Source organism: Paenibacillus sp. JT22N1 (assembly GCF_059692155.1).
The window spans coordinates 275,660-297,684 of the sequence record NZ_JCAUAW010000002.1 but is presented as its reverse complement, the minus strand read 5'-3'; the positions used below and the strand labels follow the sequence as shown (position 1 = coordinate 297,684).

The following is a 22,025-nucleotide window of genomic DNA, read 5'->3' as shown; positions in this document are numbered from 1 at the left end:
TTCTCTAATAAGTAGTTTGTTAACAGCAGTTTGACATAGCTAGATGCATGATGTGGTTCATAACACATCGTGTATCTAGCTTTTCATATTGGATGAAATATCGCCTTTCTTCCATGCAAGAAAAGACTGGCGTGCCTAACAAATTGTGCTATGATATTTTACATCTCGGGAAGTAATCCCTTCCTAATAACGTGATGCGAGGTCGAGTACGAATGAACCGATTCAGAAAACCATGGCGAACGTCTACTACGCTCTATATTTTGCTGTTCACGATGGTCGTGCTGCCGATATTGATAATTAGCACTACTATCCTTCAGGTGTACAAAAGAGACCTGCTGCAGCAAACGACCGACCGAACGCTCCAGACACTTCATGCGGTGACGTACTCGATTGAGCAGGAAATTAGCAATGTCGTCAACTTTTCCGCAGCGGTTGGTATGGATTCGGAAGTGCTGGAGACAGCGACTTTGCTGCACGAATCAGCCTTGGATAAGAGGCAGCCTTATTCCATTGATTTATCGAAAGCTCTGGGGAAATACAGCTCGTCCATGTCAGGCAGGGTACAGTCGATCAATTTCTTTTATAAAGACGGAGGCGTCTATTCGTACTTAAAAGATTTGGCAATAGATGACAACATTCTACGCAAAATGGATTGGTACAAGACGACGATCACCGAACAGGATCACGTTCATTTCATTGGCAAACAAAAAGGCGCGCTATACGATTCACGAGAATCTACGAGCATTGTAACCACAATTTCGCCGAGTTATTTTCAAATGCTGCATGGGATTGATTTCATATATTTTGTGTTTAGTCGGGATCATTTCGAGAAAATGCTGTGGCAAAATCCAATCAGCGGATCATCGGCTTTCAGTATCGTGACGACGGATGGCGACGTTATCGCCTCCAGCTATAACTTACCGGCAAACGAGCAGGGGATGGATACTTCCTTGATCAGCCGCATCAACTCGCAGCGCGAGGGTAATTTCGTGGAAACGATCAATGGGCAGAAGATGATGGTTGCCTTTGCAACGGTGGACATTGCGAACTGGAAGATCGTATACCAAATTCCTTACAGCGAGTTAATGGCTAATTACAGCATTATCTATCGATTGGTCCTTTTCGCGACCTTCGTCGTCATCGTCGTATTTCTGATCATTTCTTTTTACCTTGTTCATAACTTAATGAAGCCTATCCATGTGTTAGTGGTGAAAATGTCGCGCGTCATGGACGGGAATCTCAATGTGAAGATCGAAGCTTCTGGCAGTGCCGAAACGGTCACGCTAGGGCTCACGTTTAACCATATGATGGACCAAATCAAGCTGCTTATTAATAAGACCGAACAGCAGGAGAAAGCGAAGCAGAAGGCGGAGTTCGCTGCGATGCAATCGCAAATTAATCCGCATTTTCTGATTAATACACTCAATTCCATTAAACTGATGGCGATCATTAGCCGAGTTGACAACATCCGCAATATGACCCAGGCGCTGATTCGTTTGGTATCTTCCTCCTTCAATCGTGGAGGCAGTTTGACACTGCTTGCCGATGAAGTTGAGAACTTGAAACAGTACATTTTCATTATGGAAACACGTTATGGCAATAAATTTGAGGTGAAATGGGAAGTTGATGAAACAGCAATGTCGCTCTATATTCTGAAGCTGCTGCTTCAACCGATTCTTGAAAATGCAATTACACACGGTTTGGTTAGTAAAGAAACGAATGGAACGATTACGATTGGTATCCACAAGGTTGGCGAACAGCTTTGCATTGTTATCGCAGATGATGGCGTAGGCATCCCGGACGAGCAGATCGAGAAGCTGCAGGACCCTGACCAGGATTATACGTTCAGCGGCATGGGCATTCTTAACGTACATCATCGCATTGTACTGCATTACGGACAAGACTATGGCGTAACGATAAAGCGGTTGGAACCGTCTGGCACGAAGGTGGAAATTATACTTCCAATCATCCGAAGTCAAGAAGAAAATCAAATCGTTAGTTCAAAATAGATCAAGGAATGGGCAAAATCGATCATTCGGCTGCGTTAAACAATCGATTATGATAAATACAAGGTACAAACAACCTAATCGATATCAAGTGGGGGGTCAATTCGATGAAGAAGAGAAAATGGGCAAGTTCTTTAGCGTTGGTTAGTTTAGTGGCCATGACGGCTTTGACAGGATGCGGAGGTACAAAGCCTGCATCAACACCGGCAAGCGCAGCGCCGGAAGCGACTAAAGCAGCGGAGCAGACGGCTAAGCCAGCTCAACCGGTGAAGCTGAAGCTCGCCATGTGGGACACGAAAGTTGATTTTGAGTATTGGACAGAGAAGGCGAAAGAGTATAACAAGCTTAAGCCGAATGTAACCGTTGAAGTGGAAAAGGTGCCTGATAACGGAGGGCAATACTTGAAGGTAAGATTGGCGGCAAACGATTTGCCTGATTTGATGTACTTGAAGCCGAGCCACATGCAAATTTACAAGCAGGCGCTGCTGCCTCTGGATGAGTTAAATGCGGCCAAAAACAACAAGTTTCCGACTAAAATTGATGGCAAAGTATTAGGCCTTCCACTCATCTCGTTCTCTGAATTTGTTTATTTCCATCCAAGTATTTTCAAAGAGTTGAGCTTGGAAATTCCGAAAACGTTTCCAGAATTTATCACGACAATGGATAAGATCAAAACGAATGGCAAATACACACCAATTTCCATTGGTGCCAAAGATGATTGGACATTCTATCCATTGATGGAGTTCGGCCCGCATATTTTATCTGGCGATGAGAACTACTTGGCGAACCTGGCCAAAAATCCTGCGCCATTTGGAGATAGCAGCAACTTTGATAAAGTAGGTAAGGCGATCAAGGTAATTGCTGATAAGAAATACGCAGGTCCTGATGCGCTGTCTGTTTCGTTCGACCAGTCTACGCAGTCCTTCGAAGCGAAGAAGTCAGCTATGATTGCTCTTGGTCAGTGGTACTATCCTTCTTACATGGAGAAAGTGACGACGGATGATGATCTGGGCGTGTTCCCACTTCCTTTCCGCGAGTCGACAAGCAGCGATCTGTCTTCGATGATGATGTCCGATATGAACATCGGTATTAACAAAAACACCAAAAACGTCGAAGAATCCAAAGCATTCATGGACTGGATGTTCAGTAAAGACGTCTACTCAGGTTTAGTCAATAAAGTACAACAATTTTCCACGGTTAATGGCATCACTTCGGATCTTCCGTTCTTCAACAAATGGACAACAGCTAATCCTTCTAAACCGTTTGTTTATTACGGAACAGATGAGGCCTATGCAAAAGTGAGCGCTGCTGCACAATTCGATCCGAAGAAAGCCGCACAAAGCATTTTTGCCGGTAAACCGATCGATGGGATTGAAAAAGAATTAAATGATAAATGGAAGAAAGCGATCGATTCAACGAAGTAATGACGATAGAGGGTACTATTTGAGCGAGACGGAATAGTACCCTTTTCCTATCAATAGAGATTTAGGGGTGAGTGGAGATGAGTTATAGCTTACAGAAAAAAGTTATCATTTGGTCGTTTTTGTTCATTCCGGTTGCGCTCATGCTCTTGTTCCTCATCTATCCCACGCTTCAATTGTTTCGTTACAGCATAACGAATTGGGACGGATACAGTGAGAGTTTGAAGTACATCGGGTTTGATAACTATAAAAAACTGATTTTTGATTTTCCGGATGCCTGGAAAGCTATTGGTAACAATGGCATCTACTTTATCGTCCATCTGCTGTTCATTCCTATTGAAGTGATGACAGCGGTGCTGCTCAATCGCACGATACGCGGAAGTTCGTTTTTTCGTTTTACGGTGCTTATGCCTTACATTATTAACGGTATTGCCGTCGCTTATATGTTCAGCTACATCTATAACCCTGTGAATGGGCCGCTCAACGAACTGCTCAAATGGATGGGACTGGAGTCGCTCATTACCGGTTGGTTAAGTAACTTGAGTATCGTAAATTACTCGCTGGTCGCTGTATCTCTATGGCGCTTCAGCGGTGTTCATATCATCCTCATTCTGGCGGGCTTGCAGTCGATTCCGACTGATCTATATGAAGCTGCCAAAATGGATGGCGCTGGTTTTTGGACGCAGCTCCGCCATATTACCTTGCCTGGCATTCGGCGTGTGATGGAAATCATTTTGTTCCTGAACATCTCCGGCGCGCTGCTGCAGTACGATATCCCCTATGTAATGACAGGCGGTGGACCTGGAACAGCCAGTTCTACTTTTGGTTTGTTTTCCTTGCAAACAGCGTTTACCTATAACAATTACGGTCTTGCTTCGGCCATGGCGGTCAGTCTTTTGATCTTGATCATCTGCTTCTCGTCTATACAAAATTGGATCATTAAAGATAGGAGCGAGTCTTAATGGAAGTCACACTTACCGAGAGCAAACGCCAATTGCTCAGTAATGTCCTGTACTATATATTTTTTATAGCGATGTGCTTGATTGTGTTCATTCCGGTTCTACTTGTCGTATTCGGCTCGCTGAAGACAAATGCAGAACTGGGGGCGACATCACCTTTCTCGCTGCCAAGCAATTTCTTGCATTTCGAGAATTTTGTAAAAGCCTTCAACGAAGGTCACATTCTGCTTGGTTTGCGCAATACCTTGGTGATGGTCGTTGTTAGTATGACTGGTAATGCCCTGCTCGGCACGATGACGGCATTTGTGCTCAATCGTTTTGATTTTAAACTGAAAAAAGTGGTGCTGCTGCTGTTCATGGTTTCGATGATCATTCCGACATACACGACGGAGATCGCACGTTTTCAGCTGATTCACGCCATGGGTCTGTACAATACATTGGGTGCTCCGCTGCTCATTTACGTAGGCACGGACATTATGCAAATCTATATTTACATCCAGTTTATGGAAAAAATTTCAGCGCAGCTAGATGAAAGCGCGATGATGGATGGTGCATCCTATTTCCGCATTTTCCGCTCGATTATTTTCCCGCTGCTGTTACCGGCGACCGCTACGCTCGGGATTCTTAAGAGCGTAACCATTATGAACGATATTTATGTGCAAAACTTATATATGCCAAAAAAGGAGCTTGCAACTTTGCCGACGGCTCTCATGGCTTTTGTCGGTCAGCGGAGCTCAGATCTGGTGGCGCTTTGTGCAGGTATCATCCTAGTGCTGCTTCCCAGTATGCTGTTTTACATCGTGTTCCAACGCTACATCTTTAGAGGCTTGATGGATGGAGCCATCAAAGGTTAGTTTCCTGGCAGACGAACTTCAAAATGGGGGATGACTTGAGTAGAAGATAGAGAAGAGGAATTGTGGGGCGATTTGAAATCAAGGAGATTGGCGCTGCTTCAAGCGCTGAAGCATCCTGAAGCAAGTCAGTGGGAACGCGTGTTTAAACAATTGGAGAAGCGATTCCAAGGTGTGAGGCAGGAGCTTCTAGACAGAATGAGAGCTTTTTTCGTCGATGGGTTGTGGGAGCTCGGAGCAGTTCTTTATACCAAAGGCATTCGGTTGGAGGAGATTAGCGTTTTCGATCCGTTTGATGAGGTTAAACAAAACGATACGCTGGAAGAAATGCTGTACTATGTGAAACAGCTTCTAGTGCATGCACATTCTGCGATTCATGGACTTGGGACGCTGAATGTTCAAGAAGATGACTGGATATAGTCCGAAAGCATATCGTGATCGTTTAGGGAGAGAGTAGAATACTAGTTCGGAGTGCTTAATGTAATCGTCCAAAGGTCGTTCTTGTACCGTTTGGTGATCTCCATATAGCGCTCCTTTTTTGTAAAGTAAAGTTCACCGATAGTGTCTGTTGTAAAATGGTACATTTAACCAAAAAACATCATCTTTTCTTCAAAAGATATCATGTGAATGCACTTCCAACTGCACTATGCTATTTATTAGAGCCAAGAGACTAATCATGACACTAGGAGGTGTAGCTATCCGAAATATGTAAAATGATTCGTCATTAACAAACGTCCTTCGAAGGGAAATTCGGGTGAAAGCTTTCAAATGTTTATTTTAGAAAGGATGAACGTTATGGGAATAGCCAAACAAAGAAAACGCTTAGGAAAACTCTTCACTATTTTTTTAACGCTGCAGCTGCTTTTATCGTGGTCTACGGCGCTTGCTATTTCTCCGACTGGGAATGAAAGCGCTACATCTGGGGGTGAAGCTTCCTCCAATAGCCCAAACCAAACCGTGACGGAACCGCTACAGGACCCGTCGCAGACACAAGCCATTTCCTCTAACGTAATGAGCGTTATGGTTGATAAGAATTTTCCAAGTGTAATTCAGTATAAATGGTTAGCCAACGGTGCAGTGATGTATGGCCAGGAAGACGCTATGTCCCAAATCAATATAAATGGGATTTCGTATACGCCTACTGTCACCTATGAGTCTTCTTCAACTTCGGACACAGCCAATTATAAGCTTGAAATTGCTCCCATTGGTGTTGATATCAACATGAAATTGCAGGTTGTGGAGAATACCCTTCTATATCAAGTTACGAATATAGTTGAAAATGGTTCGACAAAGGTTGCTAAACTGGAAATCCCGAACTTGAATCTGCTCTCGGTAAGGAGCACAGAAAGCGGAGCGGCATTCGCAGGGTCTCGAATGTATACGGCTGTAAGCGGTTCTGGCGACACTTTTAAATCGGTTACAGGCGCTCCGACTACAGATAGTTCACCTGTAAACTACCTGTATGGGATTGTAAACACAAGCCAGCTTGCAGGAAGCTTATGGACAAATGCTGTTGCCGATTACTCGACAGATAACAATAACGAGCGCATTCTGAAACAGACGGTAAACAAGGGAAGCTACTACAGGACAGGCCTTTGGAGCTATCCATGGATTTGCAGTGTCAGCGGTTCGGTATCGCCGGAACCGCTGCCAAGCGCAAAGGTAGCCATCTCGCCCGATGCCAACAGTGACGGAACAGTCGACTGGCAAGACGGGGCAATCGCTTTCAGGAGTATCATGAACGTCCCGCTGGGCTCTGACCGCGTACCGGACCTAGCCGTGTTCCGTATTCCCATGAACTTCGCCAGTGAAGCAACCAATCCGTTCTTGAAAACACTGGATGAAACCAAGAGGGTATACCTGAATACGGATGGTTTGGGACAATGGATTGAGCATAAGGGCTACCAGGGGGAAGGGCACGACCAGAATCAATTTGATTATCGCTATGTTGGCAAACGTCAGGGCGGAGCTGCCGATTTGGAACAGATGGCCAGTGCCGCACATCAATACAACGGATTTGTAGGCGTTCATATCGGAGCTACCGGGTTGCAGCCTGAATCAAGTGTATTTTCCGATACGTTGGGAGATGTTAATCATCCTGGATGGGACTGGTTGGATCCAGCGTATGACCTCAATACCGCCCAGATGCGCAACGAAGGTACGTCTAATAACAGGCTGAACCGCCTGCAGCAGCTTAAAAATGCAGTGCCAAGCCTTGACTTCATGTACGTGGATGCATGGTTTGAAAAGGCGTGGAACGGACGGAAGCTGGCACGTGAGATAAACTCGCTAGGTTGGACAACGACAACGGAGTTCCCGAATGTGCTTGAAGATGATTCAGTCTGGTATCACTGGGCGGTAGACTACAACTACGGAGGGTCTACGATCAAGGGCTTCAATAGCCAGATCGCAAGATTTATCCGCAACCACCAGAAGGATACCTGGATTGCGCGGAATCCGCTATTGGGTGGCGCAGAAGTGACGGACTTTGAAGGCTGGCAAGGGAATAGAGATTACGACAAGGCCATTCAAGTAACCTTTGAGACGAATCTGCCTACCAAATACATGCAGCATTTCAAAATCATGAAGTGGACCGGAGATACGATCAATTTTGAAAATAACGTAAGTGTGAGCAATGCAAGCGGGTCGAGAGTTATAACGAAGGACGGAATAACCGTACTTAACGGCAATAAATATCTTCTGCCCTGGAGCCCGGAGGCAGAAGATAAACTTTATCACTGGAATGCAGACGGCGGAAATACGACGTGGACATTGCCGTCCAGCTGGGCAGGTTTGCAAACCGTCAAGCTTTATCAGCTTACAGATCAAGGAAAACAATTGATTAGCGATCTGCCTGTTTCTAATAACCAGATTGCGATAAATGCAATTGCAAAAACCCCCTACGTCGTTTACAAGGGAGCTGCAGTGGCTAACCCTACTGTCAACTGGGGTGAGGGCACACAGGTTAAGGACCCGGGATTCAACAGTGGGAACTTGAATGCCTGGACAGTTGCAGGGAGCGACACCTCGGTTGAGCGTAACCCTAGCGGTCAATATGAACTTAAGATTGGCAGCGGCAGCGGCGCGACCGTAAGTCAGCAAATCACCGGCCTTTCGGAAGGAACGTATTATGCATCCGTTTATGTGTCCACAAGCAACGGACGTAAAGCGTACATCGGCGTTAATAATTACGGTGGGCCAGAGGTCAGTAATTATGCAGACAGCTCGCTATGGAGCAACTATATTCAAGCCGATTCTAAACGCGATACGAATATGCAGCGGATGTACCTGTTCTTAGATGTCCCTGCAGGGTCCACAACAGCGACGCTATATTTGAAAGCAGACAGCGGCACATCGACGGTTACCTTCGACGACGTGCGTATCGGAAAAATGGTCAAGACGCCGAATCCGGATGGAGCCTACTTCGTTCAGGATTTCGAAAATACACTCCAAGGATGGTACCCGTTTGTAAAAGGCCCAGCTGGAGGGACGAACGACCCGAGAACACATCTGTCAGAGCTTCACGCTCCGTATACACAAAAAGGCTGGAACGGGAAGGCAATTGACGACGTAATAAGTGGAAATTATTCACTTAAAGCGTATAAGGAATCTTCGGGACTGCTATACCAGACCATTCCGCAGACGGTAAGGTTCATCCCTGGCACGACTTATACGGTGAAGTTTAAATATGAAAGTGCAGCGTCAGATTACGCTTTCGTCATTGGCGACAGTACGACGATACAATCGACCACTACATTAAAGGAAGCCAGTTCGCCAGAAACATTCAAGGCAGCTTTCGTAGCTTCATCATCTGGCCAATCTTGGTTCGGAATTAAGAAAAAGGCGGGCGCTACAGATTTCGTCATGGATGAACTAGTTATTACGCTTGGAGGGGATCCGAGCCAAAATATTCCGACGGATCAGTCTACTATCGATCCTAACAAGATTCCCCATTCACAGATGACTGCAACGGCTACAGATGCGGAAACTGAAAATGAAGATAATGGCCCGTCCAATGTACTCGACGATGACGAGTCAACGATTTGGCATACCAGGTGGGATAATCCCAACCAGTTTCCGCAATCTATTACATTAAATCTTGGCGGTACTTTTAGCATAAACCAAATTAAATATCTTCCAAGGCAATCCGGAAAAAACGGGATGATTACGAATTACAATTTGTATACGAGCACAGATGGAATTAATTTTACAAAAGCAGCAAGCGGAACATGGGATACAGACGCTAAGGAAAAAAGCGTTGTGTTTACATCGACAAGCGCAGCATTTGTCAAGTTGGAAGCAACGAAAGGATACAATGGTTGGGCGTCTGCAGCTGAAATCAACGTTTATCGAAGCACTCTCGGTGCAACTGGAGCCTATACACAGGATTTCAGCAACGGCATTGGAGGTTGGAACGATGTTATTGGCACAGGTCCATTGACCGTACAGTCGGGCGTATTAAATCTTAATGCACCAAACAGTACGATCGCGGTGGATAGCAATTCGCCCGCGCTGGCCGACGGTGTTTATGAGGCTCAAGTGACGCCGCAAAATGCGAATGGAAGAGTCGAGCTCATATTCAGATATGCATCCGCTTCTTCATGGGCTGGTATCGGGTATAATTCGACTAACAATTGGGTTTGGGACAATGGGCTTGGGCAGTACGGAACGTTAACGGACACTGGTCCAGCGTTAGTAAGCGGAACTACCTACAGGTTGAAAGTCCAGTTTATCGGCTCCAATATTACAGTATGGGTAGACGGAAATCAGATTTATAGCGGCTCGTTGACCCAATTGCCCACATCTGCAGGTAAAATAGGTGTTCGAGGTTGGTTTGGTTCAAATACGAATTTCGACAATATCGTTTATTCATCTCCCATTGCAGAACTAACGACTACGGATAATGCACCGGCAAACTGGGTCAATCAAGACACCACGGTAAACCTGAACGCAACGGGTAGCGTATCCGGCGTTTTGACGACAAATTACATCGTCGACGGTGGAGCTCAGCAAACCGGAACCTCTGTCGTGCTGACAACAGAGGGCGTTCATACAATTAAATATTGGAGCGTAGACGGCGCAGGCAACACAGAAGCCCAAAAGACGGCAACTGTTAAAATCGACAAGACGGCACCAGTCTCAACAGTGACCAAGTCACCGGTACAACCGGATGGACCCAATGGAGAATACTTCACTCCTGTCACAGTTACAGCAAGTGTCAATGATAATTTGTCAGGTGTGAAAAAGACGGAGTACAGTCTGGATAACGGGAGTACATGGGTGCAGTATACAGCGCCCGTTACTTTCGTAGAGAAAGGCCAGTACATGTTGATGTATCGCTCGACCGATCAAGCGGGACTTGTTGAGCAACCGCGCAATCTTAGTTTTACAATTGGCTCGCCAGATCATACAGCGCCAACGACGAGGGCTGATACCACGCCGCCACAGCCGGATGGATTGGACGGATGGTATGTTCATCCTCTAACGCTAAGCCTTAGCGCTGCCGATAATATGTCCGGCGTTGCCAAAACAGAGTACAGTCTGGATGGCGGTGATACGTGGCAAAGTTATAGTACGCCTGTGACGTTAAGCCAAGAAGGCAAGAACACCGTGAGCTACCGTTCGACGGACAATGCCGGCAACATAGAACAGCCAAAAACGATCAGCTTCAATCTGGACACGATTGCTCCGACAATCACCGTCACCGGATTGGTGTACGGTACGTTTAGCGATGCCGAGAGTATTGTACCTGTCATTACACTGAACGATGGCCTGTCAGGGGTTGACGCCAGTAAAACTACAATGACGCTAGATACGTACGGGCTGCAGCAAGGGAAATCGATTCCTCTCTATACATTGCCTTTGGGTTCGCATGCTTTGATCGTAACAGCAAGTGATCTGGCGGGGAACGCAAGCAGCCAAACTGTTTTATTTCAGACCACGACGAGCGTCGACTCCTTGCAGGCATTAGTAACACACTTTGCTAATAAGGGGTGGATCGATAATGCGGGAATCGCTAATAGCTTGCAGCATAAATTGACTGCGAACAATTTGGCTGATTTTGCTAGTGAAGTGAAGGCACAGAGCGGCAAGCATATTTCAAGCCAAGCCGCAAACTACTTGCTTCGGGATGCTCAATATTTGTTGTCCCAAAAATAATTAAGAATGCTTGCCTTATCTGAAGGTAGTCGACTTCCATATTATCCATAGCCCCGTACGGGATAACCGCCTCGCCCATGACGGTGAGCATCGGCGATCTGGCCTTGGCTGCGGTCAATTACGGAAAAACGGCATCCGATCCGAATTGGCAGCAGATTAAAGCGGCTGATACGAACGGCGACAACAAAATTGATATCACTGACCTTGCGGCGATTGCGTCGAAAATAACGGAATAGCGGATACCCTTCAGGTCTTCAGGATCGGTTAACAGGGGTTCTACAATATAAGCACAACAAAGGAAGCAGCCTGCCGCTAGAACGGTATGCTGCTTACTTTATGTATGGCTAACAAATTTTATATCGTCAAACCTAACGAAATGGTGATGATCTAATGATTTATCCATTGCACGGAGAATAGGTGTCGTCTATCGTTGGTTACATGACGGACATATTAAGCAAAGTCATTTCCAATTCGGGTACTTTGCGATGAGATCTAAAACCTGTTCCATCGGGGCCCCGGTACAGGTTGGCTTTTTAAACGAAAAGGAGGGCGATTGCCTCATGAATCAGCCGGTATCAGCCAACATAACGCATGAAGCGCGTCCCGGCACAAGCGGACAGAGCCGCTTTTTACGTGACTATTGGCGTCATAAGTATTTGTACTTGATGGTGCTGCCCGGCTTTTTGATTGTGCTTATATTTGCCTATTTTCCGATGTACGGGGTGCTGATCGCATTCAAAGATTACAACGTGGCTAAAGGCATATGGGGAAGCGATTGGGTCGGATTCAAATATTTCAAAGAATTTCTGAACAATCCGATGGCTCTGCGAACCGTCAAAAATACGCTAGTGCTCGGCATTTACGGACTCGTATTCGGGTTTCCGGCGCCGATCGTCTTGGCGCTGCTGCTTAATGAAATTCGGGCGATCGCATTCAGGAAATTCTTGCAAACGGTTTCGTATTTCCCGCACTTCATCTCCACCGTTATCATCATCGGGATGATTAAGGAGTTTACGTCACTTGATGGCTTGTTTAATTCGATTAGCGGGTTGTTTGGCATGGAGCCGATTAATTATCTGACGGAGCCCTCTTATTTCCGGACGTTGTTCGTCGGTTCTGGTATTTGGCAGGGCATTGGTTGGGGAACGATTCTTTACTTGGCTGCGCTCAGCAATGCTGATCCGACCTTGTACGACGTCGCATCGATCGACGGAGCGAACCGGTGGCAGAAGACGAAGCACATTTCCATTCCGACTATTTTGCCGACGACAATTATTTTGTTCATTTTGTCCGTAGGCGGCATTCTTGGCACCGATTTCATGAAGGTGCTGCTCATGTACAACCCCAGTACGTACGAAAAAGCTGACGTCATCGGCACGTATGTGTACCGGATTGGTTTGGAAGGCGGACGTTTCGAATATGGCGCAGCCGTCGGATTGATGCTTTCCGTGGTGTCGTTCCTGTTTGTCCTGATGACCAACCGCATGTCCCGCAAATTTTCGGAAACAAGTTTATGGTAGGTAGGTGAGACGTTTGCATTACAAACAAAAGTTAGGATCGCGCTTGTTCGACGCAGCCAATTACGGGTTCATGCTGCTGCTTGTGGTGGTTACGGTTTATCCGCTGCTCAATGTCATCGCGATTTCGTTCAGCAACGCGGATTTCATTTCGCTCGGGCAAGTTTCGTGGTACCCGAAAGGGTTCAATGTCAAAGGGTATGGGGTGATTTTCGACAACCCGATGCTCTATATCAGCTACAAAAACACGGTGCTGTACGCTGCGACGGGCACATTGTTGACACTTTTCCTGACATCGATGATGGCGTATCCGCTCACGGTTTCCGATTTCCGATTGAAAAAGGCTATTACCATTTTTCTTGCGGTTACGATGTTTTTTAGCGGCGGGATGATCCCGACTTACTTGATCATGAAAGAGCTGCACTTGCTGAATACGTTCTGGGTCATGGTCGTTCCCGGCTGCATCAGCGCGTATAACGTCATCATCTTTCGAACGTTTTTTCAAAACATCCCATCTGAGCTTCGAGAGTCGGCTTATATGGACGGCGCCAACGACTTGACCGTGCTTTTCCGCATCTACTTGCCTCTTTCCAAGGCGCTGCTCGCCACCTTCGCGCTATTTACGATCGTGGCGCATTGGAATGAATGGTTTAATGCACTTATTTATTTGAAAGATGAGAATAAATATCCACTGCAAATGTTTTTGCGCAGTATCATCTTTACCCAGCAGGAAGGGCAGAGCGGGCAGGTGAGGGATATGATCCAGAACCGGCAAATCAACCCGAAAAATATCCAGATGGCGGCGATCGTCATCACGATGGCGCCGATTCTGTGTATGTATCCTTTTGTGCAAAAGTATTTCATCAAGGGCGTTATGCTCGGCTCGATCAAAGGGTAGTCGATCTTACAGGCATCTCCCGATTTCGTATTCGGGAAAAGCTTTGAGATATGAATCCATGTTCATCAAATCAAAGGGGGAATTTATGTGAAAAAATCAATGACGATGTTAGTATCAGCAATCCTCTTAACAACTGTGTTCCTAAGCGGTTGTGTAAGCGATTCGGGTAAAAGTGGTTCGTCGGCGTCGCCGTTGGCAAGCGATTCCGGCAGCAAGGCCGCCTCTGATGCAAAGGAACTGAAGTTGAAGGTCGTTATTCCGCATTTTGGAGGCGATCCGACAGGTACAATCGTGCAGCAGGAGTTCGAGAAGGAAATCGAGAAGTACTTGGGAGCCAAAGTGACAATTGAGTGGACGCGCATTCCGTGGGGTGAATACAAGGAGAAAACGCAGGTGATGCTGACAAGCGGAGACATTCCTGATATCATGCTCGTGCGCAGTCAGGATAATATCATTAAATACGGCGAGCAGGGTTTGTTCCTGGACCTTTCCAAGTACATGGACAAAATGCCCAACTATAAGCAGTTCATCACTGCCACAGATAATAACGAACAATATTTGATGAATAAAAACAAGCAACTGTTCGCGTTCTACGACGGCTTCTCGAATCCGTCGGATATCGAGCCCAGCCAATACGCAGCGGCATACCGCCTCGACATTTTCGAGAAAAACAATATCAAGGTGCCGACTACGCTGGACGAAATGTACGATGCAGCTAAAAAGCTGAAAGCGCTCTACCCGGACTCCTATCCGATTGCGCAAAGCGAACAGTATTTGGGTTACGACGGCATTTTGAACGCGAACCATACGAACGGCGAAATTTACTGGAACGGCAAACAGTACGTATACGGGCCGACGGAAGAAGCCTACAAAGAGGCGCTGATTTTCCTGAACAAGCTGTATACGGAGAAGCTGCTCGATCCGGCTTACTGGTCGGATGAGATGGATCAGGCGAAGCCGAAGGCGTCGACCGGCAAATCGTTCATGTACCCGCTCATCTGGTCCGGTTATGTGGCCGATTTCAATGCGAATAAAGAAGCCGGTGTCAAATGGGCGCTTTCGATGAATGCCGATAACCCCAAATACGGGAAATCGTGGAAATACGGAAGCGACCCGAAAGGAAAAGGGCTGAATAACGGCTATGGCCTTGTTATTTCGGCAAAAGCCAAAAACCCGGAGCAGCTCGTGAAGATGGTTGATTATCAATACAACGACAAAATGATCGATCTCTTAATGTGGGGAATCGAAGGCAAATCATACGAAATGAAGGATGGCAAGAAACAGTACCTGCCGGCTTTGAAAAGCTCGGCTGACTTCGTAGGCGAACTGGCGAAAATTGGGGTATCGGCATCGATGCGCACCCGCCCTGGTATCGTGTTTACGCCGCAAGAGCGGATTGCCGTGTACACCTCAGTTCCGGATGTGCTCTTCTATAACAGCGGCAAAGCGCAGATGGAAAACTATTATATGGCGTCTGACAAATACGGCGGCAAAGAATCGATCGCTCCGATGGACCGCGCACCGAAGATCATGTTGACGAAGGATGATAACGATCGTATCGCCAATACGATGACGCCGATCAAAACGTACGTAAAAGAATCGTCCGTCAAATTCATTAAAGGTGAGATGAGCTTCGCCGATTGGGACAAATTCCAGGCGACGATTAAGAAAATGGGCGACTACGAGTCGATTCTGAAGCTGCAGAATGATAAGGTCAAAAAATAATCGAGGCTATAGCAGTCAATTCCTTCCGTGCGTGAGAACGCATGGAAGGAGTTGTCTGCTTATGTGGGGAGGTAATAGAGATGAACAAGCATGATTTGATATTCGATCAGCCGATCGCAAGATGGGACGAGGCGCTGCCGCTTGGCAACGGATTGACAGGATGCCTGCTGTGGGGAAACGGGGAGCCGCTTCGGTTCAGCCTGGACCGCGGCGATTTGTGGGATTTGCGGCTGACGCCTGAGGTGATGGACACCGGGTTCACCTATGCGGAAATGATCGAATGCGTTCGGCACGGTGACCAAGAAGGGCTGCTCAGCCGATTCGACAGCATCTACGAAAAATATCCGTACCCAACCAAGCTACCGGCCGGTCGGCTGGAGCTGCGTTTCGGGAGGCCGGCGGATCACGTGAGGAGCCATCTCGCAATCCGCGAGGCATGCGCGCATGTCCTAATGGCTTTCGGTGATCGTACCGTTAAGGTGGACAGTTACCTGCATGCAGTGAACGGCCTCGGCTATATCCAAATCGGTGGTACTCCTTTCGAGGGAATACGGCTGGACATTGTGCCGCCGGATTACGCCGGTACGTTGCCTCATAATTCTGCAGATCCTGTTTTCCATACGAGTCTTACCCGGCTCGGCTACCCAGCCGCCACGATGCATGATGAAGGAGACGTAAGCTGGTTTTATCAGCGGACTTGCCAAGAGCTCGAATATGCCATTGTCGTAGCCGAAAGGCAAACGGCGAGTGGCAATTGGGAAGCGGTATATACGATCGCTGCCAACCATGACGGCGAGCAGTGGTTAGAGAATGCCAAACGGAAGGTTATTGATGCGCTGGACGCCGGGTTTGACGCCGCATTCCGTGATCATTGCGCTTGGTGGGAACGCTACTGGGGCAAGAGCTCGATCGCTTTGCCGGACGCGGAAGCGGAGAAGATGTGGTACTTGAACAATTACCTGTTCGCATCCTGCTCGCGCAAAGGCTCTCCGCCGATGCCGCTGCAAGGGGTGTGGACGGCAGACGAAGGCCTGCTCCCCCCATGGAAAGGCGACTATCATCATGACTTGAATACGCAGCTCAGCTACTGGCACTATTTGAAAGCGAATCATCTTGAAGAAGGGGAAAGCTTCCTCGACTTCTTGTGGGGCTTGCGGCCGGAGGCGAAGCGGTTCGCGCAAAGCTTCTTCGATGCTCCGGGCATCAACCTTCCATCTGTCATGACGCTTACCGGCGGTGCGATGGGCGGGTGGCCGATGTATAGCATGAGCATTACGAACCACATTTGGGTATGCCAGGCGTTCGACCATTATTGGCTGTATACGGGCGACGGTGATTTCTTGCGCGACAAAACGTATGTATACTTCAAGGAAACGGCGGACTGCGTGCAGCGATGGCTGACGCCGGGAGAAGACGGCAAGCTGCGGCTGCCGGTATCGAGCTCGCCGGAGATTCACGACAATTCGCTCCAAGCATGGCTGGAGCCGATCAGCAACTACGATTTGGCACTCCTTATTTATTTGTTCAGGCGTTTGCACGATATGGCGGAAAGGCTCACTTACACCGCCGATGTAGAAAGATGGGCGGATGTGCTTGCCAAACTCCCGGAGCTTGCCGTTAACGAGCGTAACGTGCTGATGGTCAATCCGGAAGAGTGCCTCATGGAAAGCCACCGGCATATGTCTCATATGATGGCCATTTACCCGTTGCAGCTGCTTGACCGACGTGGTTCGGAAAGGGATCGCAAGATTGCCGATGCGACGATTGCTAATCTGGAAGTGCTCGGCAAAGGCCAATGGGTCGGCTATTCGTTCGCTTGGGCGGCTGCCATGTACGCGCAGCAGGGCAACGGCGAAGCGGCGATTTATCATCTGCAGCAAATGTGGCACTACACGTGCTCGCCGAACGGGTTCCATCTGAATGGCGATTATAAAAAAGCGGGCGTCTGTATGTTTCATTACCGCCCTTTTACGCTTGAAGGCAACTTCGCCGCTATTTGTGCGCTCCAGGAAATGCTGCTGCATACGGACGGCGAGACGATCCGTGCGTTTCCGGCTATTCCCAGGGAATGGGCGGCAAATGACGTCGAGTTCCGCGATTTCCGCGGGGAGATGGGCGTGCTCGTCTCGGCTAGAATGAGTGCAAACCGGCTTGAGTATGTAGAACTGCATGCCGAACGTAGCGGTTTTTTCCGTGTGCAGAACGTTTTCCAAAGCGAGAGACTGCAATTTCGAATCGGCGATAAGACAAATGAACTCGTTTGCGAAATGAAAGACATTTTCACAATCTTTTTGCAAGCAGGGGAGTCCTGTATGGTTACCATGTTGTAGGATTTGTTTAACGCAGGCGTGGAGAATGGGCGGCAGGGCTGAACATGGCTTGCCGCCACTCCTGCTCACACCCCCGCTTGAATATTCCAAACTGGAATTAGCTACCTTTGGGATGAGCATGCATTCATGATATACTCGTTTCAATGAGAAATATGAATACGCTTTCAATACGTCGCGTTTTCACGTTTGTATGACAGTTTTCGTTTCAGGAGGGAATTCATGAGACGACTAATAAAATCGTTTCCACGCAAGGCTACAACAGGTATGAATAAAAAGACGCTGATCACGATTTTTCTGCGTTTTTTCGTTCTGACCTTGCTGCTCATGGTATCGTCTATCATGATCGCAGCGTATTCGAATTACAGGATGATCGACGACGCAAAGGAAGCGAACCACAATTATTTGCGCGCTGTTTCTTCGTCACTTGACGGCCTATTCAACAAAATCAAAGACAAGGGGTACAGTATCTCGTCCGATTCCAACTATCTCAATCTGATATCCATGACCGACAAATCACAAAAGAATTACGCCTCTTCTACCTATGCATTAAGCAGCAAGCTGTACGATCTTTACATCAGCGATGACACAGTGGACGATGCCTTTATCTATTTTCAAAACATCGATACGGTGTTGGCCGGATCTGGTTCCTACGAAACCGCTTTTTACCTTAACCAATATTACCGCTATAAGGGTTATTCCCAGCCGTTTTGGAATGGCGAAATCGAGAAGGGTATCGTGTCGACCATATTTCCAGCGACTGACGTTTACAGGCAGACCGGTGTGTCGAGCGAGAAAAAGTACAAAACAATCGTCCCGCTTGTCCTCAATATCGAAAGCGTTGCTCATGCGCGTAGCTACATGATCGTTAACATAGACGAGCAAAAAATTTATCAAATGATCGATAACATGAACATTACGAAGAAAGGCGACATCTACCTCGTCGACACGCTTCATAACCGGCTTATAAGCGCGACCAACCGCAAGATGCTTGGCGGGACGTTCAACCTCGGGGAGCTAAGTTTGAATGTGAAAGATGTTAAAACCGATTCGGAAGCGTCGATTGACGGAGACAACTATATGTTGTCGTTTCAGCCGTCATCTTGGAACAATATTGGCTTCCTGATCGTAACACCGGAAAAAATGCTGACGGGTCCGATCAATAAGTTCCTATACATGACGATCGGCGTTATCGCTTTGTTCATGTTGATCGGGACGATCGTTTCTGCCGTCTTCACGTTCGGCATCTACTCGCCGCTCGCTGAGGTGGTCCATTATGTGAAACGTTTTGCGAAGGCACCTTTCGAGAACGGCAAGTCCGAATACGACTATATCAAGGAAAATATAACGACGCTACAGCAATTTCAGCAGGAAAGTCTGCCTTCGTTGTTGCAAATCTTTCTGTACCGCGCATTGAACCAGCAGCTAAATCAGGAAGATATTGAACGGCTGCAGCAAAAATACGATTTTTTCCGCGATGGGGGTTTCTTCGCGCTGGCTGTCGTCAGAGTCGGTATTGCTGGAGGAAGCGAATTGGCGGTAGCCGAGCATAAACGACAGCTGATCACCTTAAACAAGCCGGTACTCGATATGACCGAGAACGAAAGTGTACTTTTTCTGCAAGAACAGGATGCCGGCGGCGTGGATGCGTTGGTCGTGGAGCTTGAAGCCGTTTTGACGCGATATCAAGAGGAATATGGGGTTGAAGTAAGCCTGGCAGTCGGCGTTAGTCCGATTTTCGTGCAATTGGATCAAACGTGGAAGGCGTACAAGGATGCGTGTACGATCCTTGATATGCGCAGCGTGAGCAGCGGAGGCATCGTCTTTGGAGAGGCGGAAAGCAACCCGGGAGGGGCTGGCGCTCTGATTGCGGCGGACAAAAAGGAGACGATGCGTAAATATTTGGAGAACGGCCATGTGGAGGGCGCCGCTCATTTATTGGATCAGCTCTTCGAAGGGGCGAAGAAGCAGCAAATGCCGTTTAAGGTATTCCGGCAATTGGTGAGCGACCTGCTCTATTTTGCCGTGGAAACTGTTTATTCGCGTCATATCGATGAAGAGTCGATGTTCGGCATGCCCGCCGGTGAGATGATCGCACGCGTGAATACGATGCAAAGTCCGCTGCCGATCGAATCGCTTTGCCGCAATGTATACGGAAAAGTGACGGCGCACGTGCAGATGCTGCAACAGTCGTCTCAAGCGTTAACCGGGATGCTCGACTATATCGCGGCAAATTTGGCGGAAGTGAATTTAACAACGATTGCTGATCGCTTCGACCTGAATGCGAACTACGTTTCACAATATTTCAAGAAACATAAAGGCGTTACGTTTACCGATTACATTAACCGGCTGCGCATCGAAAAAGCAAAGGAGCTGCTGCTCGGTACCGATTGCACGGCGAATGACATCGGCAAGCAGATCGGTTTCAATAACGCGAACGCCTTTATCCGTATGTTCAAGAAGCTGGAAGGCACGACGCCGCACGAATATCGCAAGGGCGTCAAAGTGAATTACAGCTGCGAGGCTGAAGGGGGGATAGGTCTTGCTGAATAAAAAAAGAACGATGATTGTCGTCGTCTCTATATGTGCGGCGATGGTGCTTTCTTCGGCCTCCGTTACCCTCGGCAAGCGGGCACCCAGTACGGCATCCGCACCGCCAATCATCGTCAAAGCAGCAGTCCCATCATTCGAACGAGAACGGGATACGCTGATCGATCGCGAGTTCGAGCGTCGTGCCCATATAAAGTTCGATTGGATTCAGTTTCCGGTTACCGAATATATGAAGCGGGTCAAGCAACTGCTCACGACTTCGGGAGATAAACCGGATATTTTCGTCATTAACAAAGAAATGGTTCAGCGGTTCGGTCCTCAGGGGCTGCTGCTCGATCTTCGTCCCTATCTGAATCAAATGCCGAATTTACAGCGATGGATGGACAAATATCCGCAAATCTACGACAGCATCGTCTCCGAGGATGGCAAACTTTACGGCATCGACGGCTTCAACACGTATGGGCAAATGCCCATCGGCTATTTGCTGCGTGAAGACATTTTTTACCGTAACGGCATGCTGCTGCCCAAAACATTCGACGAGCTGTACGATTCGCTAAAACGGCTCAAGCAAATTTACCCTGATTCGAAGCCGATATCAAATCGTTGGGGGCCGGATCATCTGCTCGATAACTTCTTCATGGCTTATCATACGCAAAGCGGCATTTACTTCAATAACGATGATATGACGTTTCAGTTCGGTCCGATTGAGCCCAATTTCAAGAAGGCGGTCGAATTGGCCCACAAATTTTTTGAAGCGAAATTGATCGACCCCGATTTTACAACCGATTCTGATGCTCAATTTTTTGAAAACATAACGAAGGGCAAGACCTTCGCTTTATTCGGCGAATATTTTACAGAAATGGATGGGTGGGTAGAGAAAGGGAAAAAACAAGATCCGTTATTTAGCTTGAAAGCTGTGCAACCACCCATCACTGAGAACGGTCTGCAGGCACTCCTACCGGTACAGTATGCAAACTCGCAAGGAGATTGGGTGATCGCCGTCAATGCGCATTCAAACCATACCGATGAACTCATTCGCCTGCTTGATTATCAATATTCCGATGAGATGATGGAGCTAACGAATTGGGGCATCGAAGGTGAGACGTTCAAATGGGTGAACGGGGAGCGTAAATATGCCGTAAAGCTGCAGACGAAGCTGAATTCGACGGGGACGGTAACCCCTGAACAGCTAGGTGTGGACGGACGCACAGGCATCTGGCCGCCCTATGACCAAGATGCGGAGTATGCGAGAAAGTGGGGGGCGGTCGGGCTTGAAGGGCAGCGAATGTATAACGATAACGTGAGCCGAATTGGGTTTTTCTCGGGACCGACCGTCTCGTTCAATCAAGACGAAATGGTTGAGATAACGAAAGTCATGACACCGCTCAATAAGTTTCGGACCGAGAAGTTGATTAAATTCGTGACCGGAGAGCTTACGATGGATAAGGATTGGAATTATTTTCAGGAAGAATTAGAAAAGTTTGGGGTCAGACGGGTGCTTGACATGTACCGCGCAAAGTATGCGAAGCTGCCGGACGAACGGAAAAAGCTGAATACGGTAATTAAATAACCGGATTATGCATGAAATGCACACACCGGTTAATCTATGGAC

13 protein-coding genes are annotated in these 22,025 nt (G+C 47.6%); all 13 read left to right on the top strand.

Annotation, left to right across the window (positions count from 1 at the left end; genetic code table 11):
• The first annotated feature begins 212 nt into the window (after positions 1-212).
• The 13 genes from AC58UU_RS05040 (at position 213) to AC58UU_RS04980 (ending at position 21,983) form a co-directional block, all read left to right on the top strand.
• Positions 213-2,009, top strand: a complete 1,797-nt coding sequence (locus AC58UU_RS05040; RefSeq protein WP_497313573.1) for a cache domain-containing sensor histidine kinase — start codon at positions 213-215, stop codon at positions 2,007-2,009.
• 104 nt (positions 2,010-2,113) lie between these two features.
• Positions 2,114-3,430: an ABC transporter substrate-binding protein gene (locus AC58UU_RS05035; protein ID WP_497313571.1), complete on the top strand. Its 1,317-nt coding sequence runs from the start codon at positions 2,114-2,116 to the stop codon at positions 3,428-3,430.
• Positions 3,431-3,507: 77 nt separating this feature from the next.
• Positions 3,508-4,389, top strand: coding sequence for a carbohydrate ABC transporter permease (locus AC58UU_RS05030; RefSeq protein ID WP_029195762.1), 882 nt, complete (start codon positions 3,508-3,510; stop codon positions 4,387-4,389).
• Positions 4,389-5,240, top strand: coding sequence for a carbohydrate ABC transporter permease (locus tag AC58UU_RS05025; RefSeq protein ID WP_497313569.1), 852 nt, complete (start codon positions 4,389-4,391; stop codon positions 5,238-5,240). Before AC58UU_RS05030 ends, AC58UU_RS05025 begins: the two co-directional genes overlap by 1 nt.
• Positions 5,241-5,312: 72 nt before the next feature.
• Entirely contained in the window at positions 5,313-5,657 is a 345-nt protein-coding gene (locus tag AC58UU_RS05020) for a hypothetical protein (protein ID WP_497313567.1), read from the top strand.
• Positions 5,658-6,032: 375 nt separating this feature from the next.
• On the top strand, positions 6,033-11,396 hold the full coding sequence (locus AC58UU_RS05015; RefSeq protein ID WP_497313565.1) for an endo-alpha-N-acetylgalactosaminidase family protein: 5,364 nt from the start codon (positions 6,033-6,035) through the stop codon (positions 11,394-11,396).
• A 77-nt stretch (positions 11,397-11,473) separates the two neighbouring features.
• Positions 11,474-11,632 carry a dockerin type I domain-containing protein gene (locus AC58UU_RS05010; RefSeq protein ID WP_497313563.1) on the top strand — a complete coding sequence of 53 codons (159 nt, stop codon included), beginning with the start codon at positions 11,474-11,476 and terminating at the stop codon, positions 11,630-11,632.
• A 324-nt stretch (positions 11,633-11,956) separates the two neighbouring features.
• Positions 11,957-12,916, top strand: coding sequence for an ABC transporter permease (locus AC58UU_RS05005; RefSeq protein ID WP_497313561.1), 960 nt, complete (start codon positions 11,957-11,959; stop codon positions 12,914-12,916).
• 13 nt (positions 12,917-12,929) lie between these two features.
• The gene (locus AC58UU_RS05000) at positions 12,930-13,811 is read left to right on the top strand and encodes a carbohydrate ABC transporter permease (RefSeq protein WP_497313559.1); all 882 of its coding nucleotides are present in this window, start codon (positions 12,930-12,932) and stop codon (positions 13,809-13,811) included.
• Positions 13,812-13,898: 87 nt separating this feature from the next.
• Positions 13,899-15,536, top strand: a complete 1,638-nt coding sequence (locus AC58UU_RS04995) for an extracellular solute-binding protein (RefSeq protein WP_497313557.1) — start codon at positions 13,899-13,901, stop codon at positions 15,534-15,536.
• 407 nt (positions 15,537-15,943) lie between these two features.
• Entirely contained in the window at positions 15,944-17,866 is a 1,923-nt protein-coding gene (locus tag AC58UU_RS04990; protein ID WP_497313555.1) for a glycosyl hydrolase family 95 catalytic domain-containing protein, read from the top strand.
• A gap of 219 nt (positions 17,867-18,085) precedes the next feature.
• Entirely contained in the window at positions 18,086-20,416 is a 2,331-nt protein-coding gene (locus AC58UU_RS04985; protein ID WP_497313553.1) for an AraC family transcriptional regulator, read from the top strand.
• Positions 20,406-21,983, top strand: coding sequence for an extracellular solute-binding protein (locus tag AC58UU_RS04980; protein WP_497313551.1), 1,578 nt, complete (start codon positions 20,406-20,408; stop codon positions 21,981-21,983). The genes AC58UU_RS04985 and AC58UU_RS04980 overlap by 11 nt, the downstream gene beginning before the upstream one ends.
• Positions 21,984-22,025 lie beyond the last annotated feature (42 nt).